Annotated in this window: 15 protein-coding genes; 9 read left to right on the top strand and 6 right to left on the bottom strand. The window is 42.3% G+C overall.

Annotated elements, in window-relative coordinates; translation table 11 throughout:
- Positions 1-44: 44 nt before the first annotated feature.
- From L1077_RS07400 to L1077_RS07390, 3 genes are all read right to left on the bottom strand, one after another.
- On the bottom strand, positions 45-2,204 hold the full coding sequence (locus L1077_RS07400) for an immune inhibitor A domain-containing protein (RefSeq protein ID WP_237136248.1): 2,160 nt from the start codon (positions 2,202-2,204) through the stop codon (positions 45-47).
- A 279-nt stretch (positions 2,205-2,483) separates the two neighbouring features.
- A complete protein-coding gene (locus L1077_RS07395) occupies positions 2,484-3,968 on the bottom strand; it encodes a flavin monoamine oxidase family protein (RefSeq protein WP_237136247.1) in 1,485 nt (494 codons plus the stop codon).
- Positions 3,969-4,181: 213 nt separating this feature from the next.
- Entirely contained in the window at positions 4,182-5,078 is an 897-nt protein-coding gene (locus L1077_RS07390; RefSeq protein WP_237136246.1) for a hypothetical protein, read from the bottom strand.
- A gap of 523 nt (positions 5,079-5,601) precedes the next feature.
- On the opposite strand from L1077_RS07390, the gene L1077_RS07385 reads away from it, so the two are divergent.
- The 3 genes from L1077_RS07385 to L1077_RS07375 all read left to right on the top strand — a co-directional run bounded on the left by L1077_RS07385 (position 5,602) and on the right by L1077_RS07375 (position 16,308).
- Positions 5,602-6,513, top strand: coding sequence for a hypothetical protein (locus L1077_RS07385; protein WP_063363486.1), 912 nt, complete (start codon positions 5,602-5,604; stop codon positions 6,511-6,513).
- Positions 6,514-6,723: 210 nt separating this feature from the next.
- On the top strand, positions 6,724-7,626 hold the full coding sequence (locus L1077_RS07380) for a hypothetical protein (protein WP_237136245.1): 903 nt from the start codon (positions 6,724-6,726) through the stop codon (positions 7,624-7,626).
- Positions 7,627-8,277: 651 nt separating this feature from the next.
- Entirely contained in the window at positions 8,278-16,308 is an 8,031-nt protein-coding gene (locus L1077_RS07375) for an ExeM/NucH family extracellular endonuclease (RefSeq protein WP_237136244.1), read from the top strand.
- Between the two features lie 484 nt (positions 16,309-16,792).
- Here L1077_RS07375 and L1077_RS07370 read toward each other — a convergent pair whose 3' ends face one another.
- Genes L1077_RS07370 through L1077_RS07360 form a run of 3 tightly spaced genes read right to left on the bottom strand, consistent with a single transcriptional unit; the run spans position 16,793 to position 18,577 of the window.
- Positions 16,793-17,092, bottom strand: coding sequence for an AzlD domain-containing protein (locus L1077_RS07370; RefSeq protein WP_237136243.1), 300 nt, complete (start codon positions 17,090-17,092; stop codon positions 16,793-16,795).
- Positions 17,089-17,772, bottom strand: coding sequence for an AzlC family ABC transporter permease (locus L1077_RS07365; protein ID WP_237136242.1), 684 nt, complete (start codon positions 17,770-17,772; stop codon positions 17,089-17,091). Before L1077_RS07365 ends, L1077_RS07370 begins: the two co-directional genes overlap by 4 nt.
- A gap of 4 nt (positions 17,773-17,776) precedes the next feature.
- On the bottom strand, positions 17,777-18,577 hold the full coding sequence (locus L1077_RS07360) for an AraC family transcriptional regulator (protein WP_237136241.1): 801 nt from the start codon (positions 18,575-18,577) through the stop codon (positions 17,777-17,779).
- 331 nt (positions 18,578-18,908) lie between these two features.
- On the opposite strand from L1077_RS07360, the gene L1077_RS07355 reads away from it, so the two are divergent.
- The 6 genes from L1077_RS07355 to L1077_RS07330 all read left to right on the top strand — a co-directional run bounded on the left by L1077_RS07355 (position 18,909) and on the right by L1077_RS07330 (position 26,419).
- The gene (locus tag L1077_RS07355) at positions 18,909-19,670 is read left to right on the top strand and encodes a hypothetical protein (RefSeq protein WP_237136240.1); all 762 of its coding nucleotides are present in this window, start codon (positions 18,909-18,911) and stop codon (positions 19,668-19,670) included.
- A 208-nt stretch (positions 19,671-19,878) separates the two neighbouring features.
- Complete coding sequence (locus L1077_RS07350) at positions 19,879-20,892, top strand: sensor histidine kinase (protein ID WP_237136239.1); 1,014 nt, start codon at positions 19,879-19,881, stop codon at positions 20,890-20,892.
- On the top strand, positions 20,893-21,597 hold the full coding sequence (locus tag L1077_RS07345) for a LytR/AlgR family response regulator transcription factor (protein ID WP_237136238.1): 705 nt from the start codon (positions 20,893-20,895) through the stop codon (positions 21,595-21,597).
- A 21-nt stretch (positions 21,598-21,618) separates the two neighbouring features.
- Complete coding sequence (locus L1077_RS07340) at positions 21,619-22,464, top strand: acyl-CoA thioester hydrolase/BAAT C-terminal domain-containing protein (protein ID WP_237136237.1); 846 nt, start codon at positions 21,619-21,621, stop codon at positions 22,462-22,464.
- Between the two features lie 231 nt (positions 22,465-22,695).
- Positions 22,696-24,111: a glycerophosphodiester phosphodiesterase gene (locus L1077_RS07335; RefSeq protein ID WP_237136236.1), complete on the top strand. Its 1,416-nt coding sequence runs from the start codon at positions 22,696-22,698 to the stop codon at positions 24,109-24,111.
- Entirely contained in the window at positions 24,104-26,419 is a 2,316-nt protein-coding gene (locus L1077_RS07330) for a carboxypeptidase regulatory-like domain-containing protein (RefSeq protein WP_237136235.1), read from the top strand. The genes L1077_RS07335 and L1077_RS07330 overlap by 8 nt, the downstream gene beginning before the upstream one ends.
- Positions 26,420-26,599 lie beyond the last annotated feature (180 nt).

The raw sequence follows: 26,599 nt of genomic DNA, 5'->3' as shown, positions 1-26,599 counted from the left end.
CCAGCTATTTCTGGGCTTGAGTGCCTAACTTAGTAAGTAAAGCCTTACCAAGATTTAGAAATTCGTACATTGGCGGTCGAGCCATCTTCTGATTGGTTCAATACTTCAAAGATCAACCCTAGCTTGGGAAGCTTTTTACCAGTCGATGGGCGAACATAATTGGTATAATCGTCCCAATCTGCAAATCGAGGATTTGGACTTGTGAACTCATCTCGTAAAATCGTTTCTAAATAGCCACCATTTGCAAGATCCATTCTTTTTACCTCCCCCATACTGCCTCGTTGAGGTAAGGTGTTAAATGCAGCATCTCTAATTTGCTCACCAGACCTTTGCGGTATGATACTTTTGTCAGCAACCCACTGCCCAGTACTTGTGTACTCTGATTGATATTCAAATATAGGGTTTCTATCCGCATCCACAATGCCGATCCAGCCTTCTCCCGGGTGCGCTGCAACTTGATTATCCGTACTAGAAATATCAAAAAAGTCAGTCATGTAAGATGGATCAACATACCAAACCAACAGGCCCTCTTCCATGCCCTCGGTTTTTAGACTTTCATCAAAGCCAACATGCTGGCGCCACTCTAATAAATAATAAGGCGTATATTGAATAGAGCCATCAGACAATGCTGCATTGTTCCAAAAGTAAACATGCTCAGTCTCGTTCGAATTCACGGCCTTAATAAGTTTACTGCCGTCAAAAATCTCAATGTTATCAGCTGCTACGTAAGTTGAATCACCAGCAATTGCATAGTTACTCAAAGAAATAAAAACAGTGTCATGATCTTTATATGCCGATAAGTCATAATGGGCTTTCTGCCACTGCTTATTTGTAGAGCGAATAAACGTATTATTCGCACTCATCATGAAATCTTCGCTATTCGAAGGTTTAATATTGTCAGAAATATGGGTCCCTGGTACCTCTACATTTAATGTAAACCCATAGCTAGAATTTATAGATTGCTCAGCGTTTAAATCCAAGCTGAGTGAAGGTACTTGGCTACCTTTTAAAGATACGGCAAAAGCCACTGTACTATAGCTCGTTAAATCAAATGCCTGTTTGTGTATCGGTTGGTAAAGTTGCTTAGTCATTTGAGGCAAGTTCACTTTAACCAAATCGTTATGGACCCCTTTTATACCCGCAGCGGAAAACGGTACCACAGTTCCTTCACTATCTAAGTCAATGCTATTGATCTCTGACGATTGAACCCAGTTACCTCCATATTTATTTTGCAAAAACAACTTCGCATAAGGACTATAACCCGTTGGCTTGGAGCCTCTGATAGCGCCCCCCCAAGAACCGGAAGACATCAAAGAGTAAGACGCAACCGTTTCTCCAGCTATACCGTATTCATCAGTGGTGTACGTCTGGTCATATTCATCCGCTAATCCGAGGCTATGGCTAAATTCGTGCGCATAAAGTCCCATTGGGGTGTCTATTGGTTGAATAAAATAACTGCCTATCCGCGCCGATTTATCCACATTCTGGTTAGTAACCACTTGGTTTACCGTTGAGCGATGTGAGTGGATAAACTGCTTGTAAGGACTATGTGGATCTGGACGTAGCGCCCTTGGCTCACTTTCACCGCCAAGGCTTGAGTGAATGATGCTTAAGTGGTCAATTTGACCATCATTATTCGAGTCATAATCGCTTAAATTGAACCTTTCATCGGCTAAGACATGATGAACTGCCTCTTTCACAAGTACGCGCGTATCTCTTTTATATACCGTATGGTCATAGCGGGATGTATACCAACCAAACACCTCACCATTGATATCAAATGACCCGCCACTTTGATCTAGCACATAATCACGCACCGTTGGTAACATCACCCCCTTGGGGCCCGTATAGCCGTTTTCGCCATAAATTAAATTTTGATAATGGTTGATACTATAGTGTTCTAAGTAATGCTTACTCGGTAAATCATCCGGTTTCATAGAATTATTTGGAATATCATTAAATTCCATTAATACCGTGAGCACCTTTGCGGTAGTCACTTCCCCATGCCACTCCCTTGTCTGGGTTTGCGCCTCTTGAAAGATTTGTGGTGTATTAAAGTTTGCTGATAAGCTTTTGTGCAACTGTGCGTCACTATTTTTCTGTTGCAACGCGATAGACTCTGCATTGACTATGGCTACTTGCGCATTTACCCCTGTTGATAATAAAACAGCAACTGCAAGCGCATTGAGTTGATATCGTCTCATAACTACCTTCCTATTATTATTTTCATGCCCTTTTACTGGCACTTTGTTGAGCTAGAGTTTCGTCTATAAAAATCAAACCAAACAAATTAGATAGAAATAACAAGGATATTATTAATGATTCAAAAGCATCCCCAAAAAATAAAAATAGCCAATAGAATCAGAATGATAAATTAGTTCATTAAGAATAAGTTAAGTGCAAAGTCAGCCACATATTTAGGGTTTGAGTATTTAATATTGGCAGTATTTGAAAGTGCCTAATAAAAGGCACTTTTTTGAAGCTTAAAGATTTAGCTCTTTAATTTGCTGAGATACACGCACACCACTGCGCACAGCACCTTCCATATAACCTAGATATAAAGTGTCTGTATGCTCTCCTGCAAAATAAACGCGGCCAACTGGCTGCTGAAATAGCTTCCAGTATTTGCTAATTTGACCTGGTCCGTATGCAATAAAACCACCCTGCGTCCACTCTTCAGCAACCCAGTTTTGCACTTTTGTTGCCACAAGGTACTGCTTAGAGCCTGGGTACATTACTTCGATTTCATCTAGTCTTGCATCAACAATCTGTTGATCAGTCCACTCTTTTTGTATCTGACTGTAATCGCCAGATGTATATGTAATAAGAATACCACCGGTGCCGCCTTGGCGCTCAGTTGTCTCCCAAGTCCACCCTGTCGGTAGGCCACCAGCAACCACTGTGTCACCACCCAAATTTTGGTCTAACCAAAAACGCTGACTATATTGCAGAAGTACTTTGGAATGAGACCCGTAGTTGATGCTGTTTGCTGCATCAGTCAAGGCCTGCGGTAAATGTGGGGTAAACGTAATTTTGTTTAGTACGGGTAGCGGCACTGTAACCACCACCACATCCGCTTCGTAGCTGCCACCGGTTGTAGTTTCAACCGTCACACGATCATTTTGTTCGCTAATACTTACTACTGGCTGGTTTAAGTGGATATCACCTTCAATGTTATCCGCAAAGGCTTGCGCCATCGCTCTACCGCCTTTTAAAAAACGATAACCTTCCACATCATCATCAGAGACTTGCTCATAGACTTTGGCATACTGCGCTAAGTGCAATAGAGACAGATCGCTTGGCTCGTCAAATTCGCCTCTGACAAATTGCTCTGCAAGTAACTCTGCTTCTGGGTGTAATTGAAGCCCATCAATCCAACTTTGCACCGTTGTAAGGTCATACTCTTTTGCCTTATCTAAAAGCGCGGGCTCATCAGGATCTGGGACTGCATCTGCAAGAAGACTTAGCTCATCATAAAAACGGTTATAATCCGCAACAATGTGCGGTGCAAAGTTATTTTCAAAATCGGTATAGCTTACCAATTGACCATCAACATAATAAGCACCGCTTTCTATTTCTCCCCAATATCCGGTGTCTGCAAGTTCCACATTGAAAAGACTAGCATATCGATGGATTTCCTGATGTACCGTCGGCCCATCAATAAACTCTCCACCAATTTCACCATGCTGCTCACCCATATCATATGTGCCTATGCGCCCACCAATCCTATCTTTAGCCTCCAATATCGTTACATCATAACCGATACTCTCTAGCTCATAGGCCGCTGTTAGCCCTGACAAACCCGCACCGACCACCACAGCTTGGTTTACTGTTGGCTTTGCAGCAGGCTTACTCTGTTGGACGACGACCTCATTGGTATCATTGCTTCCACATGCCGATAGTACTGTAGAAAATACCACAGTACTGACGATGATACGCAAAGAGTCCTTTCTCTCTGATAACTTCATAAACACCTCTTTCAACCTAAAAATAAAAAATATAGTTAACAAATTTATTTAGATATATTTCAACCTATTAGCCCTAAATATAACCATTTTAAACGGCGGGTGCACGCTATCATGACCCTAAGATATTAACAAGGGCAAAATCATGTTAACGCATCAGTGGGAGAGAAAAATGCTCGGTAGTGTGTCTCAGTTCAAAATATCTAACTAAGCGCTTTATTTATTGTCGAGTAATCGGAACACAAGGACTTCTTGCATGGCGTCAATCGGTTGGAATGCAAGCTCTGTTGCCATCTTGACTGCGATACGCCTTTTTTCAACTAGGGCAAAAGCACCGCTTGGCAAAGGAGTATAGCGCTCATAATACCTTTGCGGTTCATACTGCAAAGCGAGCAAACGAAAAAAATGTGAACCCGGCGCAAGATTTCGCTCTGTGCCTTGATAAAGCACAAGATCATCCACGACACACAACAACGTATACAAGCCCTCATCCTTTTCTGGTGCAACTAAGTACTGAGTTAACTCATCAAAAGCAACGCCACTGCGCAAGGCCTGATAGAGCTCTTGAAAACTATCGATATAAGATACAAATTGATGACTTTGTGCAAGCGATTGCAGCCTTTGGTGTTTTTGTAGTTCAGTCTCTTCGGGCTTGGTCACTTCTTCTGTGTTTCGCCATGGGGCCAATGACTGCTTCAATTCAAGAAGGGCTTGTGTTTGGCTTTTCGCTTCATCTTCTTGTTGGCGCTTTCTTTGTTCAGCAAGCTGCTGTTGACGCTGCAACAGGGCCTCTTTTTCGTGTATCTCAGCACGTTTTATATTGCCGCTTTCAAACGCATTGATTTTAATATTCATCACTTCTTGCGCTTGCGCAAAAGATAACTGCTCACCATATCGATTAACAATAAAAGCATTGGCGTTAATATAGTCAGGGTTTAAAGACACTAATTCTTGGCGTAGGCTTTGATATCTGTCGTACAACACTTGCTCTTGTGCCAAGGTTCCCTCGCTGCCGCATTGCGGATCACCAAGCCAATGTGCCTCACGCATGTTACCAACAGTGACATACATAGCATCCATTAAATCAATGAGTTTATTCTGAGAATTATCCATCTTTATCTTTGATTTATTATTTATCTATTAGATTAAAACTTAAAAAAACCACCGCTGCAATAAATAAGCATCACCTCTTTAGGGTGATGAATAGACCTAGCTATATGAAAGGAAGCCCCGTAAAAAAGCAAATATAATTTACAAAAAACCACACATTTGATAGAAATAAAGACGATAAAAAAACAAGGGATAAATTTAAAATAATAAAACCGATAACCCCAGGGTGATAAGTGAGCTGTTAAATTAATATATTTTTCAATTTAAATTATAAATTTGAATAATTAACATTCTTTATTTTAGATAACAAAAAATGTCAATTCAGGCCTTAAAACTAACACCATAATGGAATTAAAAGACCTAAAAACTATAAAAATAACAATTAGATACTGGAACAAAATGGGAGTGTAGATGCATCTGGACGATGCATAAAGTGTAGGCCATGCCTTTACAGCTTATCAAAGTTGTAATGGACATCTTAAACACTTAAAAAATCTAACGAAAATAAAAAGTAAAAGGTAGGACAATGAATACACACGGATTGTTAATGGTACTTTTTGAGGCTTTGGCGTTAAAGCAAGAGCGCTATTACTATCAAAATATCCTCTTTACGGGTATGGCTATTAGCCATACCGACGGGGTTGTAACCAGCCGGCATGTGTATAAAAATGGGGTTAAGGAGTATGATTACGAACCGCCTTATTTAAATAAAACAACTCATGTAATATTAGATGATTTGGTCGATTGCACCACAGATGAGCCTATGTATTTAAATGGAGAGCGGTATACTGGGACCATATACGGCATTTATCCAAAAGGTAGAGTATCAAGCGAAGATGTTTTTGTACGTGGCATGCACCGTGAAAGCACCCATTACCACTACAACTCAACTGCAATCCACGAATTGGTCATAGAATCCATTGTGAATGAGCAGTTCAATACAGTTGAAATACACGAGTGGGATTCAAATGGCCAACTAGAATATTGGGATGCAGGAATTGAAAGCATCAAAGGCGAAATAAAAGGACGTATTTTATTTAGATTGAATGAAGACTTTAGCATCCGTGTTTTTACAATTTCCGGTCATTTCAACAAAGTACTGGAAAACAGCGAAAGCCTGACATGTCCTTACTTCCTAGCACTCAAGCAAGTTCGTCAATTGAATTCAGAGCCCATACATTGCTTTGATATAAAATTCTGCGAGCAGCTATGGACTCATGAGCCTGTAATCAAACAATTGATAGAGGAACTTCAACCCGAAGAACTCGCAATAAGTGACTTTTCCAGTGATTGCCTAAGCCTGATCCAATATGCCTCCAAATATAATGTGAACAGGCTCGAGGTGTTTGGTTCTCTAGAGGCGCAGGACAGAGAAAGTTTAACATCATTTATTACCCAGCAATGCCCACATATTGAGCTAATTATTTATAGCTCTTAATTTCAGGGCACCCAGACAACCATAATAAGTTTGAATACAGCCCAGCGGAGCAACAATAAGTGATCGCGTGCATTCAAATGATAACTTGCTCAAATAATTATATAGTCTGCAAGTTCGCTCTGGATATTACTTTTACAGCTTCTCAAAGTTGTAATGGACATCTTAAACACTTAAAAAATCTGACGAAAATAAAAAGTAAAAGGTAGGACAATGAATACACACGGATTGTTAATGGTACTTTTTGAGGCTTTAGAGTTAAAGCAAGAGCGCTATTACTATCAAAATATCCTCTTTACGGGTATGGCAATTAGCCATACCAACGGGGTTGTAACCAGCCGACATATGTACAAAGAAGGGGTTAAAGAGTGTGATTACGAGCCGCCTTATTTAAATAAAACAACACATGCCATACTCGATGACTTGGTCGATTGCACCACAGATGAACCCATGTATTTAAATGACGAGAGGTATACTGGGACCATATACGGCATTTATCCAAAAGATAGAGTATCAAGCGAAGATGTTTTTATACGTGGTATGAACCGTGAGAACACCCATTTTCACTACAATTCAACTGCGATACATGAACTACAAATAGAAACAATGGTAAATGAGCAGTTCTGCACGGATGAAATGCACGGATGGGATTCAAATGGTCAACTAGAATATTGGGGTACAGGAATTGAAAGTATCAAAGGCGAAATGAAAGGCCGCATTGAATTTTATTTGAATGCAGACTTTAGCATCAGTTATTTTACAATTTCCGGTGATTTCAACAAAGTACTGGAAAACAGTAAGCATTTGGCATGTCCTTACTTCCCAGCATTCGAGCAGGTTCGTCAACTGAATTCAGGTTCTATTGATACATTCAAGATAGATTTCTGTAAACAGCTGTGGACTCATGAGCTTCTAATCAAACAATTGATAGAGGAGCTTCAGCCCAAAACACTAACCGTAAATCACTTTTCAAGTGAGTACCTAAGCCTGATCCAATATGCCTCCAAACATAATGTGAACAGGCTCATGGTGTTTGGTTCTCTAGAGGCGCAGGACAGAGAAAGTTTAACATCATTTATTGCTCAGCAATGCCCACATATTGAGCTAATTATTTAAAGCTCTTAATTTCAGAGACATTCAGGCTAAGCAATATCAGGGCAGCCAAAAAGGCGTTTAACCTCACCTTTTTTTGTCTGCCCGCTTAGAGTGTAATCACATCTAGCTGATAAGCAGTCAGCGACCGCAGGACATTAAAATAACTGAAGCCCCCGGGTTTATGTGGACACCGGCCACATTATTGCAATTATCGGTTTTTTAACCACTTTCCTTTCAAAAAAAACCATGTGGCCTGTTCAAAAAGAACTCAAAACGTAAACAATTGTAAAAATTAGAACGTTCTTTATTGTATACAAAAAGCATTAAATAATTAAAAAATGTTAACAAAGTGATTTTATAGAAAGTGAGATCCCCCCGCAGATACACGCAAATCGAAAGTAACAAAAAATCCACACATGACAGAAACCTCTATAAATCATGGTATTATGCAAGGACAAATGTCCCCATTAAAATACTTAAGCTGTAGAGCGTGTTAATAACTAGAGTTGGGTAATTGTTGCAATTAGATGTCTTATGTTTAAGGCATTTTTAATAAAAAGTTCATAATAGAGTATTATATTCGCCTCCCATTTTTTAATGGGAATATTTGCACCCTTAAAAATAATCTAACTCGCAAATGATAAAACAGAGTGATAAACACACGGGAAAAATATGAACTCTAACAATAAGCATCGCGGAAAACTGCGATACTTGGGCCGCTGCATCGCTATGGGGCTGTGTTCAAGTGTCGTCATGGGACACGCACATGCAAATGTTATCTTTACAGAGTATGTGGAAGGTAGCAGCAATAACAAAGCGCTTGAAATTACTAATTTTGGCAACAATAGCATCGACCTTAGCACCGTCAGTATTGCGTTAACTGCAAATGGTAAAAAGCTGGATGAAGTCACCCCGCTTACCCTATCTGGCACGCTTGCTGCCGGCAGCAGTTATGTACTGTACAACAGCGGCGCAAGTGACGAACTAAAAGCACTTGGCGATATAGCCAGTACCGCCACTTATTTCAATGGTGACGATGCGTTAACCCTGATGGTTAATGACGTCATCGTAGACAGTATTGGGCAAGTCGGTACAGATCCAGGCAGTAATTGGGGCGCAGGTGACACCAGTACAAAAGATAAAACGCTACGTCGTAAAATAGGCATCGAAAACGGCGATATCACCATAGATGATGCGTTTGACCCAGCAAACGAATGGATTGGCTTTGCAAAAAACACCTTTGATGGCCTTGGTTGCTCAGGCGTTGCTGCCTGTGGCGGCAGTGGTAATATCCCGTCAGAAATAACTGGGTCGCCACAAGGCATAGTGAATGCGTCTGATACCTATGTGTTCACTCCAACTGTCACCAACCTTGATGATGATACACTGGTTTTTGCCATCGAAAACAAGCCGAGTTGGGCAAGCTTTGATACAACAACAGGCGCGCTATCAGGCACACCGACAGCAGCTGATATCGGAACCTATGACAACATTGTTATCACCGTCAATGATGGTACAGTGACCAATGCACTTAACGGCTTTTCAATCTTAGTTAGAGCTGCAGGCACCAATGATGCACCTGTTATTTCTGGTACACCAAACACATCCGTGCAAGCGACTCGGCAGTATATCTTCACACCTGTAGTCATCGACCTCGAAAATGATGAGTTGGTGTTCTCAATCACCAACAAACCAAGTTGGGCAACATTTGATAACGTTTCGGGTCAACTTAGTGGTACTCCAATGGGATCTGATGTCGGTGAGCATGACAACATCATTATCTCAGTGTCAGACGGTGTGAATGCCCCTGTGAGTTTACCTGCATTTTCAATTACGGTTACTGACAAACCGGGCAGTAACTATGATTACACTACCTACTACGCCTCTGCAATTGGCAAAGTTGGTACGGAGTTAGAAAGTGCGCTTGCTTTAATTGCAAGACAAGGTCAACAGAGGTTAACTTACTCGCAAGTATGGGATGCCTTAAAGTACACCGACGAAGACCCAAATAATCCAAACAATGTACTATTGTTCTACACAGGAAAAAGCCAGTCTAAAGATACCAATGGTGGCGGCACTACGGATTGGAACAGAGAGCACAGCTGGCCAAAATCTCATGGTTTTCCAAGTGAAAGCCAGTATGGTTACACCGATATTCACCATTTAAGACCGACCAATGTACAGGTGAACTCAACGCGCAGCAGCAAAGATTATGATGATGGCGGTAATCCAGTGGGTAACGCACCGGGTAACTTTACTGATAGCGATTCATTTGAACCAAGAGACGCGGTAAAAGGCGATGCCGCTCGTATGATGTTCTACATGGCGGTACGCTATGATGGCACTGACGGCAACATGCCAGATCTTGAGCTTGTGAATAATATCAGCGCAAGTAGCTCACCAACTTTAGGCGTACTGTGTAACCTTATGGATTGGCACCGTGAAGATACAGTAGATCCGTTAGAATTAGATAGACACCAACGCATTGTAGAGCAACAGGGTAACCGAAATCCATTTATCGATAATCCAGAGTTTGCAGAAACCCTCTTTGCTGATACCTGTCCTAAATTAGGTGATGTAGCCCCCGTCATTAGCGGTCAACCTGAACGCATCGTTGGCACAGGTCGTGAGTATAGCTTTACGCCAACGGCATCAGATCAAAACAACGATGACTTGACGTTTTCTATCGTTAACAAACCATCATGGGCGACATTCGATACGCAAACAGGCCGTTTATCTGGCACGCCATCAGTGGCAGATATTGCCGTTTATGAGCAAATTCAAATTTCAGTGACTGATGGTACATCAACGGTGTCTTTGCCAAGCTTCAGCATTGACGTGGTTGATTCAAGTTCGATTAAAACCCCACCGACAATCACAGGCACACCGAGTACAAGTGCTGTCGTCGGCATTGCATATGGCTTCAGACCAGCAGCAAACGATGAAGACAATGACACACTGACTTTCTCAATCACCAACAAGCCGTCTTGGGCCACATTCAACACGCAAAATGGTGAACTGACTGGTACCCCATCATCTCAAGATGTTGGTATAGCAAGCAATATCGTCATCGGTGTCACTGATGGCAATACAGATGTTGTGACCTTGCCTGCGTTTTCGATTCAGGTCAGTGAACAGGTCGAAGCCAGCAAAGTGATCTTCACCGAGTACATTGAAGGTAGCAGCAGCAACAAAGCCGTTGAAATTACCAACTTTACCGGTGCAACTTTAGATCTTAGTCGCGTTACAATTACCTTAGCAGATAACGGAAAGCCGCTTACGACAGAGGGGTTAAGAACACAAACCTTATCTGGCGAATTAAAACATGGCGAAACTCACGTTATTGCTAACAGCAGTGCAAATGACGAGATTAAAAGTCGTCAAGACAGCACCAGTACCATCACTTACTTTAACGGAGACGATGCACTTGTACTGACAGTTGATGGCCAAATTGCCGATGTATTTGGTCAAGTTGGTACTGATCCTGGTAGTGCATGGGGCAGCGGTAATACCTCAACCAAAGATAAAACCCTACGTCGTAAAGAAGGGATCACATCAGGTGATACAAGCTTAGATGATACATTTGACCCAAGCATTGAATGGGAAGGTTTCGAGAAAAATACCGCAGACGGTCTTGGCTGTAGTGGCGTTGCGGCCTGTGGCTCTGATGGTGGAACAACCCCGCCGCAAGTTGAGCTTGGCGCATGTAATGACCCTGCAACACGCATTAGTGAGGTACAGGGCAATCAGACTGCAAGCCCACTGGTGGATCAATCTGTTGTGATTGAAGGCGTTGTTGTGGCCACATTCCAAGACAGCGGTCAACATGGCGGATTCTTCATTCAAGAAGAAGACCAACATGCAGACACTGACAGCACCACCTCCGAAGGCATTTTTGTCGCGGATGCAAATACCAAGGTCACAGTTGGTGAACAAGTCCGAGTGCTGGGCACCGTGGTTGAAAAGTATGACTTAACACAAATTAGTACAGTAACCGAGACACTTTCTTGTGCCACAGATGTGTTAACGCAGGTCACACCAACAGAGGTGAATTTACCGTTTGCACAAGGCTTTGAGCAAGAGTCACTTGAAGGTATGTGGGTATCAATGCCACAAACGCTACATGTCACCCTGAGCCATAATTTTACTAAATATGGTGAGATTTACTTGTCTCAAGGCATGCGAATGCAGCCTACCAACAAGTACCCTAAAGACGACCCTCGTCGCCTAGAGCTTGCTGAACTGAACACAAGAAACGTGTTACTTGTCGATGACAACTCAACGCAAAGTAACCCTGAAACAATCAGTTATTACCCAAATTTTAGTACTGATATGCCACTTCGCTCTGGCGACCAAGTGTCGAACATGTCAGGGGTGATTCACTACACCTATGGTAATTACAAGCTTATTCCAACTAGCTTACCCAGCTTCGAGCAGTCTAACTCTCGTCGTACTAAGCCAGCAGAACGTCAATCAGAGCAACATATTCGTGTTGCGAGCTTTAACGTACTGAACTACTTCGTCAACTTTGACAGTCGCGGCGCGAACAATGAACAAGAGTTCAATCGCCAACGCAGCAAAGTGATCCGTGCAATATTGGCTTCAGATGCTGATGTTGTAGGCCTAATGGAAATCGAAAACAATGGCTACGGTGACAACAGTGCTATCAAAAACCTCATTGATGGATTAAATGAGCGAGATGGCACTAATAATTGGGCATACATCAACCCTCAGCTAGAGCAAGTTGGTACAGATGCGGTGACTGTCGGCATTATTTACCGTGATAACCGTGTGACACCTCAAGGCAGTGCGCAAGTGATCACAGATGCGCCATTCGATGAAGCAACACGTGCACACAGACCCCCCATGTTGCAGTCATTCAAACCAATTAACGGTGGCAAAGAAATCCGTGTCGTTGTGAATCACTTCCGTTCTAAAGGCGGGTCATGTGGTGAAGATATGGATGATGCAGTCGAGGGCGCGTGTAATGGCCAGCGCTTATTAGCAGCTCAGACAGTCATTGCAGCACTTGCTCAAACTGACAGTGAAACAAAGACAAATTCAGGGCTTTCTAGCACTAATGAGCCTATTTACGCCATTTTAGGTGACTTTAATGCCTATGCGTATGAAGCGCCCATGCAAGCATTTTACGATGCGGGATTTGCCAATATCAGTCTTGAAAAAGACACCGGCGATAATTATTCATACTACTATAGCGGTGTAGCAGGCAGCCTAGATCACATGTTAACTGCCAATGCCTCAATGGAACGTGTTGTGCAAACCATGCACTGGCATATTAATGCTGATGAAGCCGCAGGCCTAGACTACAACACCGAAGGTAAATCAGAAGATCAACTAACAAGATGGTTCTCAGACTCGCCATACCGTTCATCGGATCATGACCCTGTAATCACCGATTTCGATTTGGAAGTCGTTATCATACCGGATAACCAAGCGCCGATTGCAAATAATGATGTTGCAGACGCAGTACAAGGCGAAACTGTTACTATCGATGTGCTAGAAAATGACACGGATGCAGACTCTGATCCACTTATTATCAGCGCCGCTACAATCGTTTCAGGTGAAGGTGAGCTTAATTATTCTGATACGCAAGTAAGCTTTACGCCAAGCGCAAACTTTGTTGGTGAAGCAATAATCAGCTATACCATCAATGATGGCAATGGCGGTACTGCCACAGCAACACTTTCTGTCAATGTTATCGCCAAAAACCAAGCGCCTGTCGCCACCAATGACACCGCCAATACACTTGAAGATCAAAGTGTGACGGTTTCGGTATTAAATAACGATATCGACGAAAACATGGCAAGCGTAAAAATCACAAATGCGGCGCTTAGTTCAGGCTTAGGTCAGGTGAGCTATTCAGACTCTGCCATTACCTATTCACCTGCTGAAAACTATAATGGTACAGCACAAATCACCTATGAAATCAGTGATGAAGCTGGACTTAGCGTAAGTGCCCGCGTTGCAATCACGATTGCTCCGCAAAACGATGCACCATCAGCGCTCAACGACTCAGCTGTGGTTTCTGCAAAAGTACTAGCTAACATCAACGTGCTTGCGAATGACACTGATGTCGATGGCGACACACTTCACATCACTGCGGCAACAACCAATACAGGTCGCGTCGAAGTAAGCGGCGATGTGCTTCAATACCAAGCGCCTGCATTGAATACAGGCCATGCAACTATCAGCTATACAATCAGTGATGGCACAGAGAGTGCTCAGGCAACTGTCAACGTGCAAATTAGTACGAATAACCTATCACCAGTTGCACAAGATGACTTTGTACAACTTGCCGAAGGTCAATCATCTATAGCGATAGCTGTATTAGACAATGACAGCGATCCTGATGGTGACACCTTATCGCTGGTGGCTGTTAATTCAGATACTGGTCTTGCTGTAATTGAAGACAACCAGATTGTGTTTAGCACGAATGATACATTTAATGGTATCGCTCAGGTGCGTTATGCAATTTCAGATGGATTTGGCGGCCGCGCAGAAGCTGTGTTAGAGCTTCGCCAAAATCAGCCATCTGCACCTGTGATCACCGCACCTGCTAATCTGACTGTAAATGCAACAGGCCAGCTTACTAAGGTAGACTTAGGCGTAGCCACCGCAGTAGATAGTAGCGGTGAACCAATTGCTGTTGAACTCATTGGTAGTAACTTCTTGGCATCTGGTGCCAATAAAGTTTACTGGCAAGCATGTAATTCAGCCGATGTCTGTGCAAGTGCAGCACAGATAGTAAATGTGCGTCCGATGATAAGTATGCCTTCTCCAAGCCAGCTTGTTGTTGAGGGCCAAACGGCAACGATACCTGTGACGTTAAGTGGGGAGCATTTCGCATACCCTGTAAATATTGATTTTGCAATTTCTGGTACTGCTGGTGAAGAAGACTACACAGTGGCATCAGGCCAAGTCACTATCGAGTCAGGCACACAAGGCCTCATTTCTATCGAAACCGTTCGTGATGACGTAAGCGATGCAAATGAAACCATCGTGATCACATTAAATACCGATGATTTGAATGCAGTTACTGAGCAACAACACGAAATTACCATCGTAGAGTCAAACGTTGCACCAACGCTTACTTTAAATGCAATGCAACAAAATGAAGCGCGTTCAATCATGGTTGCAGAGCATGGCCTGATCACACTGACGGCAGATGTACAGGATCAAAATAGCACAGATACACACATCATTGAGTGGCAGGCACAAGCTGATTTGAATAATGAAAGCACGGCTCCAACTCAATTTAGTATTGATGCTTCTACACTTTCTGTCGGTGTCTACCAAGTCAGTGCAACTGCTACTGATAATGCTGGACTATTTGATACTCAAACTGTGATTTTTAATGTGGTTTCAGAGCAACCGGTACTGGACAATAATACAGACACAGATGGCGACCTCATTAGTGATGCGCAAGAAGGTTTTGGTGACGAAGATGCTGATGGTATTCCTAACTATTTAGACCCAATTGATGCGCAATGTAATGTTCTGCCTTCTTCAGGTAATAACTGGGAGTCTGGTCTGATTGAGGTAGAAGCCGGTGTGTGTATGTCTCTTGGTAGTGTAAGTCTGGGTAGCAACAAAAATGCAGCCTCGCTCAATGCCAATGAAGCAGTGCAAATAGGCTTAATCTCTGCGGACGAAGGCATGGAAAATCGCGGTGGTATTTTTGACTTTGTCGTTGACATGCCAAGTGGTGTAGAGAGTGTCAAAATCGTATTGCCTCAGCAAGCCGCGGTCTCAGCAAATGCCCAATATCGTAAGTACCTGCCAAATCAAGGCTGGATCACATTCTCAACGCAAAATGGTAACGCTATCCACTCAGCCATGGGCCAGCAAGGTTACTGCCCAAGCATGAATGATAGCAGCTGGCAGGAAGGCCTAATCGAAGGTGCATGGTGTGTCAGGCTAACACTGGTAGATGGTGGCGAGTACGATGCGGATGGCATTAAAAACGGTAAAATTGTCGACCCAGGTGGTGTAAGCATTGTTGTAACAGACAACAACGCACCTACTGCTGTAGACGATAGCCAAGAGGTAACGAGCAACCAATCAGTTGCACTCAATGTACTTGAAAATGATACTGATGCTGATAACGACACCCTGTATGTGATCAATGCCTCTGCTGTACATGGCACAGTGCTAATCAATGGCGATTCGAGTTTGCAGTATCAAAGTGCGCTTGATTTCATTGGTGTTGATACAATTGAGTATACAATCAGTGATGCTCAAGGCGGGACAAGTACTGCAACGATGCGAGTCAATGTGGTTGCACAAGTGCAGCAGAACCAACCACCTGTTACCATGAATGATGTGGCTGAAGTACTTAACAATGACACCCTCACAGTCGATGTCATCGCCAATGACTCAGACCCAGAAGGTGGAAAGTTAACACTTATAAGCGCAACCGCAGACTCAGGTGAAGTGACCTTTACTGATAGCACCATCACGTTTAAGCCTGAAGCGAACAGCGAAGGTCAAGTGACTATCAATTATGTTGTGGCCGATGAGCAAGGTGCAAACGCATCTGGCACACTCGTAATAACAGTAAAAGCCCCCACAGTAAATGTGATTGAACGCGAAGAAACCAGAACAATTCGTTCCTCTAGCGGTTCAATGCCAGCTCTTCTATTACTGCTTGTTTTCCCTGCGCTACTTCGCCGCAGACGATAACATAAAGCGATAACGATAAGCCCCTGTCGCCTCTGGCTTCAGGGGCTTTTTAATGGTGACCTTCAATTAAGCCCACCTCCTTGGAAAAATTAACCCCGTCACTCTGAACTCGATACAGGTCCCAATTCCCTCTCAAATATGGATTGCGGGACAAGCCCGCAACGACAGAGTAAGAAAGTGCAACTTGTTTAAACCAACAACACTAAACCCCGTCATCCTGAACTCGCTTCAGGGCCCAATACCCTCTCAAACATGGATTGCGGAACAAGCCCGCAACGACAAGGGTAAGAGAGTGCAACTTGTTTAAACCAACAACACTAAACTAAACCCCGTCATCCTGAACTCGATACAGGTCCCAATCCTCTCTCAAACATGGATTGCGGGACAAGCCCGCAACGACAGGGTAAGAAAGTGCAACTTGTTTAAACCAACAACACTCAACTAAACCTCGTCACCCTGAACTCGTTTGAGATCCCAAAGTGATTCAAAAAAACAGATAAAACACAAGCAAGCTTCCGAAGGTAGTGAGATAGAGATTCTTAAATTTAAACGCCAAAAAAACGGCTGCTAGAGCACCCAATAAATAAGGGTTATTCAACTCAGTAACCAGTTCCCCATTTGGCATAAACACAATTGGCACCCAAATCGCAGTCAGTACACATGGTGCGCTAAAGCTCAGCAAACGCTGAAATCTCGGACCAATGGTAAACGGTAAGTTTTTTGCTAAAAATAGATATCGAGTGGCAAAAGTGACACATGCAAGCGCAACAATCGTAACTATCATGATTTGTCCTCTTTTGCCTGCAAAACATAACCTGTGCTCATGCCAAGCAATGCAGAAGCCACCAAACCAAATTCAAACTGTATGGTTTTGAAATACAGTATGCTGATCCCTGATACTAAACAGGCACACAATACAGGGAGGTTTGACCCCCCAGGTACCACCAGCGCTATAAAAATGGCTGCGATGGCAAAGTCCAAACCTAAATTAGTCAGATCAGGTAAAAACTGCCCTGCCACAATGCCAAAAAATGTCCACACATTCCAAGCGAGATAGAAGCTCCCGCCTGCAACCAGTGCATACACAAGACGCAATTTACCTTGATATGCTCGGTGATGGTGAGAAAAAGCGAACAGTTCATCAGTGAGGAAAAATGCAATTGGCCCGCGCCAACGAAGCGGTTTATCGACCATTTTATTACGTATGGCTAATCCGTATAGTAAATGACGTGCACTAATGATGAATGTCGTTACCAGCAAGGTTAGTAGTGAGGCTTCTTTGGCCATTAGCTCTACCGCCACCAATTGCGCAGAACCCGCAAATACCAGCACAGACATAAGCTGTGCCTCCAATGCTGTAAACCCATTTTGAATCGCCAAAGAGCCACATAACAAACCCCAAGGCAACACCGCCAAGTTGAGTGGCAGCATATCAAGCAAGCCTTTTTTTATTGCAACTTTCATAGAATTAACACGCCTGTTTGTATTGGTTTGGGGTGATCCCCATATTTTTCTTAAAATGACGACTAAAGTGGCTATGATCATAAAACCCAACATGACTCGCCACATCAGAGATACTCTGACCATGGCGAAGCAGCGCCTTGGCGTGATTCAATCTATGTTGAATTTGGAACGCATGAGGTGTCAGCCCTGTCTGAGCTTTAAAAGAGCGTACAAAATGAAAGTGGCTCATGTGAATAAGCTGCGCTAAATCAGCCAATGACACGTCATCAAACACATGATCGAGCAGATAAGATTTTGCTAACTCTATTCTGCATTTCAGCGAATTTTGCTCATCAGCTAACGTTACTTTGCCTGCTGACTGACACAAATTATCTAAAAAATGCACAAGTTGAGTTTGCTTTTCCAGCAAGCCAGCTGCTGAGTCCAATGTGGTAAACAAGTCATGTAGCTGCAGGGCAAGCACTGGGTTATACATCACCGCCTCACTGAAATAAGGCGCACGGTTTTGGTTACAGTCCATTAAGCTGTTAAACAACTCCGGCGTTGGGTACATAGAGCGATAAGATGAGATCCCCTCACACGCCTTTTTACAATCATGTACTTGTTCAGCATTAATCAAGATTAGACTATGTTTACCAGCAAGGTGCTGCGCGCCAGAACGAAAAAAACGCTGTGCGCCGCAATCGACCAAAGCCACTGTGTAACCACTGTGATTGTGCCGCCCAAAATCAGTTTTTTTGTCAATATTATGAAGTACTTCCAAACCACCTAACTCGTGGTGAAAGCTAAATTTTGATTGCTGCATAGACTTCCCCCTTACTCCAACTCAGCTTAACGTAAGTGACCTAAAAGTGCTTGTACAAAATTGCGCAGTTTGCAATCCAAAGCCTCTAGTTTGATTAGCCTTGGCGAGCAAAAAGCGCAGACTATTCTTTTTTAGCTCATTAACTAAAGGCTTATGCAGCCTCTAATAATCAATATAACGCCAACAACTCATTCAATTCACCAAGACATGGCATACGAATTGCTTACTAAAAACATCTTACTCACTAATACCTAAACATTAGAAAGTGAGATTGTTGCCACGAAAGGCATTATTTAAAACACCAAAATAACTCTTTAAGGAAAAAAGAAATATGAAAAAATTCATCTGTGCAACCTCTTTGTTTTTCGCTGCTGTATCAAGTTCTGCAAGCTTTGCGAATACAGACCTAGTCGATGTAGATCAGATGCTAGCGCAAACATTTGAATTGATCGCAAACAATGAAAACCGCGCAGCATTAGATAACCTAAACTGGTTAGCTAAGCATGGCGTATCTCATGACCCAAGATTTCACGATACCTTGATTAACACCATGCAAGACCTTTGGTTTAATTTCGCACACAGCTATGCGCCCGCTTGGAAGTCATATCACGCGGTATACAATACAACCCAGCAATCTTTGCTTTTAACGCCGCAAAATTGTGCCGCATTTGATATCGCACTGAGTTATAGTCAACAGCCTCATCATGCGACAAACCATATCACTTATTTAGAGCAAACCGAGCAGCAATTTCCAGCCACATGGCAGCGCTGCTGGACCTTATCAGCCTCATTTAAAGCTATTGAACATATTTCAGAACCGCTTATTACACAGTATGTTGGGGACTTATCTGATCACTTCAAATTGCATATTGTCGATGACTTAAACGCCACTTATCGCGACTGTGACAATTTACCTAACGAGAGTTTAGCGCTTGAGTGTAAAGACGAGCATAAGCAAAAGCTCCTTGATGCCTCAGTAATGTACAGAGATGCTGCAATGGCAATACATGATGACATCTCCGAAGCAGGTAGAATTGGCGGCCACACAATTGGCTTGTTCTTAGAATGGCAAGCCTACGACAACCGTAACTAGTCTAAATTTTTAAGCCTCTGAATTCACAATGTGATCAATAAAAAGCGGTAATCCTTTGCCGCTTTTTTATTTTCCAACTCAAAAAATTGCACAAATAACCTCTTGCTGACCATTCACAGTCAAAAAACGACTATTGAGCCTAGTTTTTACTGCACTCCCTTTATTTATCAGTAATATAGCTTTGCACTATCTACTTTTTGATCTTGTTATGACTGAAATACACTTAAACAATACAGAAAAACTGCTTGCACTGGTAATCATGGCACTGGTGAGTTTAGCTATCAGCTTCACTGACTGGATTCAGCGAGGTATGGCTTACTCAAGCTTGATTTTATATTCGTCTCTGCTGTGTGTGCTTTTCATGTATTGGTTGCCTATGATTATTAGCTACTTGGGGATCAACATACTAAAAATAAACAATTGGCTAGCACAAATAAGTGTATTTTACTTCACTGTCGTGATGGGCTGTTACACATGGGGGAGTTTAAGATCCTTGTTGCTTAGTATTCCAGCACTCACAATCACTGATGCAGTATTTGTAGCACTACCTTGGAGCATAGGCATTTTTATGCTCTGTAAGTTTTATTTAAATCAGAAGCACCTTAAAGACGAACAACTTCTGCGTAAGCAAGCCGAAATAAAAGTATTGCATGGCCAGCTCAACCCACATTTTCTTTTTAACAGCCTAAATACCATTTCAGCGCTCACTGTGGCAAAACCAAAAACGGCGCAGAGACTGGTGCATAGCTTATCTACGGTTTTGCGATACTCCATCAATAATGCCAGCCATAACAATGCGCAAAATAAAACTGTCTCATTGGCGGATGAGCTAGTTGCTATCAATCAATGGTGTAAAATAGAGACAGCGCGTTTCGGTAAGGATGTGACATTCGAATTTGATATTCAGGACAACTTACTCAATGCACAGCTCCCAGCTATGATCTTACAACCCCTGCTAGAAAATGCGCTCAAACACTGTGTATCAAAACCACTCACCGTAAAAGTAAGTGCTATCAATCATGGCCACAGCTTCACCATATCAATAGAAGATAACGGCCAAGGGTTTGCGGAACATATTTTGTCTGGCGAGCTAGATACTGGACTTGGCTTAGCAATTACACAATCAAGGTTACGGCTTGAAATGGGCACACAACTTGAGCTCAGTAATGTGCCAAGTGGTGGTGCAAAAGCATGCTTTACATTATCCAAAGGAGCGGTATAAATGCTTAAAGTTGCCATAATTGAAGACGAGAAGCCTGCGTTAGATAAGCTGACCTCTCAGCTAGAAGAGCTAAATCTATGTACGCTCGTTTATACCAACTCAAGACCTGTAGCGAGTTTAACAGAACTGCAAGATTTAGAACTTGATGTGGTGTTTGTTGATATCAATTTACCCCAAATAAATGGCGTCGCTTTTGCCAAACGCCTGATCCAAGATGGGTACTCTGGCCAGCTGATTTTTACCACTGCATATAGTGAATTTGCTGTCGATGCTTTTGATATGGGCGCAACAGACTATTTACTAAAGCCCTATGATACCGAAAGGTTGGCATTGGCACTCAATCGAGTTAACCATAAGGTAGTTGGCCAACAAAAAACAACACAAACTTTAACCAGCAAGTTTGTGGGTAAAGTATGTATGATTGAAGTTAATCACATTGAGGCCATCAAACTTGAGCATGGTCAAGCCATCGCATATACACCTTCTCAGTCATACCCCCTTGATTTTGCTTTAGATGATTTAATGCACATGTTACCAAGCCAATTTGTAAGAGTGCATCGCGATAGCATATTAAACACACACCGAATTGACACACTTGAGCGTTGGGTGACAGGTGGTTACCTGATCACATTGCAAAACTCACGTATACAAATAACCAGCAGTAGAAACGGGGCTAAACTCCTCAAAAAAATACTCAACCTATAACCATAAAAACAGGAAAAAATTATGAAATCAATGATGCCATTTTGCTTGGTAGGGCTCCTTGCGGCTTGCAGTTCTAGCTCTGAACCAGACGTAAAAAAACACTTTATTAAGGATGGAGAAAAACACCCGCTGGTTATTGTATTTGGCGGCAGTGAGGGAGGTAATACTTTAGCTAAGCCCCGTTGGCAACCATTTTTAAATAGCTTTCATGACATGGGGCTTTCTGTGGCGGCAGTGGGCTACTACGGCACAGAATCAACGCCATCACAACAAGTAGAATTATCACTTGAGGATATCGCAGCGCGGATCAATACCTTGGCAAAAGACCCGCACATTAATGAAAACTGCATCGCTGTATATGGCTTTTCCAAGGGGGCAGAGCTAGCCCTGTTACTAGGGAGTCATTTCGACAATATCAACCACGTTGTAGCCGTGATGCCGACTCATGTAAGTTGGAATGCAGTCAAAACGCCGTCATCTCGTTCCGGGTGGATGTTAAAAGAACAGCCTCTCAACTATGTAGAGGCGCCTTTGCTGTCTTGGAAAATGCAAAAAGGCAACTTTACCGGTGAGTTTACGCCGGCTTTTGAGCACGCCTTATCCAGTGCACACAAGGACATTATTAGCGCTGCCAGAATTCCTATTGAACAAAATAAAGGACCGATACTGCTGGTCTCGGCCAAACAAGATGAAGTGTGGCCATCATACATGATGTCCAATCAAATCATTAAACAGTTAGACAAAGTCAATTACCCGCATGCCTATCAACATATTGCACTTGAAGGCGGGCATTACACTTTTAATCGTGACACGCAAACTCAAATTGGACAGTTTTTAAAAGATACGCTTATATCAAAATGCCAATAACTTAGTTCAGAAGCAGGGCATTAATACCTTGCTCTGCTAAACAAATTGCAAATAAAAATCGTTAAATAACGCAATATATAATCATAATATCTTCCAACAAGGTTACAGCTTCAATACCACAGACAAGTCTCCCTTGAACAAAATATTTTTGAACACTGTTTTCAGTTAAAAAAAACAATCTAATACATTGACTTTTATAGCATTTTAAATTTCAATTACGGGTTTTTATACGTGTTTAAATGGACTATGCGCACTATTAACATTCCGCTTACCTTATTTCTCATTTTGATTGCTTTATTGCTCAGTGCTTGCTCGAGTACCAAGCCAACTCAAAAAGACCCCGCAACGATTAAACAACATTACGAAGCAACGGCGCTAAGAGAAGCCATTGCAGCTCGAGGCTTTTACCAATCACATCTTGGAAATATTAACTACGCCAACGAAACACAATGTGGTAACTATCAACTTCAGAGTCACAGGGGATCTATTCGATATCCTGAGAACTCCCTCAATGCCGTGATTGATTCGCTGGACAATGGATTCGATGTGATTGAAATAGATGTGCGCATTACTTCTGATGATGTTTGGGTATTGCACCACGACAGTCGTACAGGGCGTGAGACGGGTACCATCGACAACAAGCGCCGAAAAATAGAACGTTTGAACTATCGCCAAGAGTGGGGCTATCTCAGAACCCGCGACCAAAAAACAGGCCAACTGCTTGAAGTACTTCCTCCAACACTTAGAGACACACTGATTACTTTTGCCAATTCAGCACGTGCAGGGCAACTTCTAAATATTGAGATAAAATCGCAAACAAGCAAAAAAGAGTTAGAGCAACTAGATACTTTAGCGCTTCAGCTCCTTGGACATAAACGTTATTTTTATTCGAGCTTAAAGTTAGACCAATTAATCAAGATGCGAGAAGTAAACTCTAATGTTTTTCTCTCATATATTCAGCGACCAGCCAAAAAGTCAGTCATGCTGCTCAAAAAAACGCTAGAGCATGGAGCCGCCAGTGACAATATTTATCAAAGGAACAGCGAATTAATTGAGGATATCGTAGGCTTTGGGAGCCGTCGATTTAAGGAAAATAGACACGACAACCCTCAAGGTATGAGTAAATTAAAAAGACACCTCAAACATAACTTTGGCATCGCGATAGACATACGCCAATATGCAGAAGACGCCACTCGCATCAGAAAATTGGTCAATGCTAATAAGTTACCAGTGGCGACATACACGATTAATGGTCATGCTTTTCACGCTAAGCAATTAAGTCAGCTTGCGGTGCATACACGCCCAAACTCTGTGATCATTGATGACACTTTATATGGTTTTTGCACTGAATATGAACTCCCCAAAATGCAAGCGTATCAAGGTACAACCGCGTTTACGAAAATTCTGGCCAATTTGCCTGCAGATCTTGATCTTGAGCGCTTAAATGAGGTCTCGACCTATTACGGTAACGGTTTATATCCTGCACTCAATGACACAATTAAATCCATTGATGGAGCGGCAACCACACACAATTACGTTCCCGTCATTTTGAAAACACATGCAGGTCCAAAGCAGAGTGAAACCGCTGTCGACCTAAAAACCGATAAAGCAGTCGAAGTAGAACTTAGGAAGACAAAGAGTGAATAGCCAATATAAACCCGCATTCTGGCGAGCATTTTTCTTCTTAATGAGCCTTGCCTATTTGGTACCAGAAATCATTTTTAATGCGCAACTTGTATCGCTTGTTGGCCTGGGTACTCCCTCAGAGCATGCATTGGAGCAACTAGAAGTATTTGGCCGAGCAATATCTGGGATTGGCGTCACCTTACTCCTGGCCGATCTTCTTCCAGCTAAAGTATATAAAACTAAATTAAGAGGTTGTATTTCACTTATTTGCCTAACCATCATCATTTGGCCAACAGTATATTTTGGCCAAAAACAACTTGTAGAACGGCTATTAATTGAACCATCTACCGCACAACAGCGTGAATATGCTGTACTCAGTGCTGCCATGAGAGATGCACTGGCGCTCAATGCCGTGACAGTAGCAGGCCTTGAATATGACAATGAAACTTTAAACAGTTCTGAAAATTTAACCTTTTTAGCTTTGTTTGGTGGCCTTTTGTATGCAGATGATACCTTGGCTGACAACCTTGAAACACATAAAAGAGACATCATTAAGCAGTTTGTTCAAAAGCAAGCCTATCGAGATATAGACGCTTACTACGAAGACTTTTCGTTACTATATAAAAACGTGTCTGAGCAATATAGTCAATACGCCGAAGGCTCGAATGAGTACAACCGCATTTTAGCATCCATTCCTGATAGAGAGCAGATGTATTGGCAGGATATTGAGCAGCAGGTAAACCAAGGTTGGCAACAGTATCAACAAGCCATTAAAACCTATATTGCGCGAGCAGAAACCCGTGCTCAAAAATATGGTCCTAAAATTTATGAATATCATCGACAAGTCAATAAATGCCATGAGTACTACGGCAAGTACTCTCAACGAGATCGTCGTTCAGCCTGTATTGCAAACTTCTCGGATTCATATAAAAAAGAAATAAATAAAGCCGGCCTCGGCTATATTTCTCCAGATTACTGGTTAATTGAAGAAGAAGTGAGCGGTCTAGAAAATACTGCTGGATCGATTTTAGCTGGCGTGTTAACTGCTGGTTTATTCACCGCAGTGCAAGCTGTGGATTTAGCAACCGGTGGCGATGGCGGAATGAAAGATAAGCGCTACAAATACACAGATGATCCCATGCATTATCAAAGACTCATATTGGCACACCCAAACTTCCATGCCCAATTCACAGAAGACACTGGTTACCCAATGAGCATTGATTCATTGGCAACATTCCGTAGCCATAGTAAAACTCAGCAACGTATCCATACCTCTTTAATAGGACAAGGACTAAAGCTGCCTGAATCATGGCATATTGGCCAGCGTTTACTGTTTGCACAAGCTGTCGCTGACAAAGTCAAAGCCGAAGCAGATCTGCGCTGGCTTCAAGAAACACGCAAGCGGGGGCTCGACTTACCGATAAACTTAAACTGGCAAGCATTCCAACTCCACCCCAGTGTTCAAAATGAAATTAAAAAGAATATGGGAGAGATGTATGTCCACAATGTACGCACCGACTGGAATAAAGCCAACTTTAAACAATATGTACTTGATCCAAACATCGATAAACGAACGCAGCGATACTTAGAGATGATAGTCGATGCTCGCCCACATTTCGAAGAGGGTGGTAAATATGAGAATGCGGGTAAACAAGCTTTGAGATCAGTCATCGTTCCACCTATTTCAATGTCACTCAGTTTATTTTTGATCTGCTTAACTATCATTAAACTGCCAGTTAAAGCGTTCGAAGTTTTTAAACCTCACTGGGGTAAGAACTTATCATGGTGGCAAGTATCTTGCATTAAGAGCATCCCTGTTATTCTGCTTATCGTAATGCCTGTATTGGTGATCAGTAATCAATTTACGGCCAACAATAACAGCCCTGTGAACCATTTTTTAGAAAAAGTGGAGTCGGTAAGTAACCCTGTATATTCATTTGCACTGAGATGGACATTACATGTTCAGCCCTTCTTACATCCGCTTGGTGTTAATTTGGAGGCATCCACCCATATTTATAAACATGTCGAGCCATACACTCATAGCTTGGCCTTAATTGATGCCAAATTACCAACATCCCAGCAAGGTAAAGAGTCGTTGAAGGCTGTGCAAGAAGTATTGCCAGAACCATCATATTTGATAGTAAAGACAAACGCAAAATCTGCAAATATTCGTATTATGAATATAAAGCCAAAATACACGGATAATATACAACTATTACCAGGAAGGTACGACATTCAGATCGTTGCGCCGAATTTTAAGCCTTATCGAAGCTGGCATAATATAGCGAAAGGAAAACAAACTTTGCAGATAACCCTAGAGCCTAAATAATATAATCAGTAGTCGCTAAGGTATGCCCTAAAAACACCCTAGCGACTACCCATAAGTTATCTCAAAATTAAAACCCGAATTAACGAAAACTATCAGTGAATTTAAAGCTGGGGACGCTTTAAAAATAAAACACTCTGCCAAACGTTCATTAGTTCACTCTTTTGATTTAAGAGATATTGC

The organism is Pseudoalteromonas luteoviolacea (assembly GCF_021654285.1).
GTDB lineage: Bacteria > Pseudomonadota > Gammaproteobacteria > Enterobacterales > Alteromonadaceae > Pseudoalteromonas > Pseudoalteromonas luteoviolacea_J.
Note: the sequence above shows the minus strand (reverse complement) of the source record. Positions and strands in the feature narration are given on the sequence as shown.

Coding starts and splice junctions, on each gene's coding strand:
- L1077_RS07355 (WP_237136240.1), top strand. CDS start 18,909: ATGAAAAAATTCATCTGTGCAACCTCTTTGTTTTTCGCTGCTGTATCA.
- L1077_RS07360 (WP_237136241.1), bottom strand. CDS start 18,577: ATGCAGCAATCAAAATTTAGCTTTCACCACGAGTTAGGTGGTTTGGAA.
- L1077_RS07395 (WP_237136247.1), bottom strand. CDS start 3,968: ATGAAGTTATCAGAGAGAAAGGACTCTTTGCGTATCATCGTCAGTACT.
- L1077_RS07340 (WP_237136237.1), top strand. CDS start 21,619: ATGAAATCAATGATGCCATTTTGCTTGGTAGGGCTCCTTGCGGCTTGC.
- L1077_RS07400 (WP_237136248.1), bottom strand. CDS start 2,204: ATGAGACGATATCAACTCAATGCGCTTGCAGTTGCTGTTTTATTATCA.
- L1077_RS07370 (WP_237136243.1), bottom strand. CDS start 17,092: ATGATAGTTACGATTGTTGCGCTTGCATGTGTCACTTTTGCCACTCGA.
- L1077_RS07350 (WP_237136239.1), top strand. CDS start 19,879: ATGACTGAAATACACTTAAACAATACAGAAAAACTGCTTGCACTGGTA.
- L1077_RS07345 (WP_237136238.1), top strand. CDS start 20,893: ATGCTTAAAGTTGCCATAATTGAAGACGAGAAGCCTGCGTTAGATAAG.
- L1077_RS07375 (WP_237136244.1), top strand. CDS start 8,278: ATGAACTCTAACAATAAGCATCGCGGAAAACTGCGATACTTGGGCCGC.
- L1077_RS07380 (WP_237136245.1), top strand. CDS start 6,724: ATGAATACACACGGATTGTTAATGGTACTTTTTGAGGCTTTAGAGTTA.
- L1077_RS07390 (WP_237136246.1), bottom strand. CDS start 5,078: ATGGATAATTCTCAGAATAAACTCATTGATTTAATGGATGCTATGTAT.
- L1077_RS07385 (WP_063363486.1), top strand. CDS start 5,602: ATGAATACACACGGATTGTTAATGGTACTTTTTGAGGCTTTGGCGTTA.
- L1077_RS07365 (WP_237136242.1), bottom strand. CDS start 17,772: ATGAAAGTTGCAATAAAAAAAGGCTTGCTTGATATGCTGCCACTCAAC.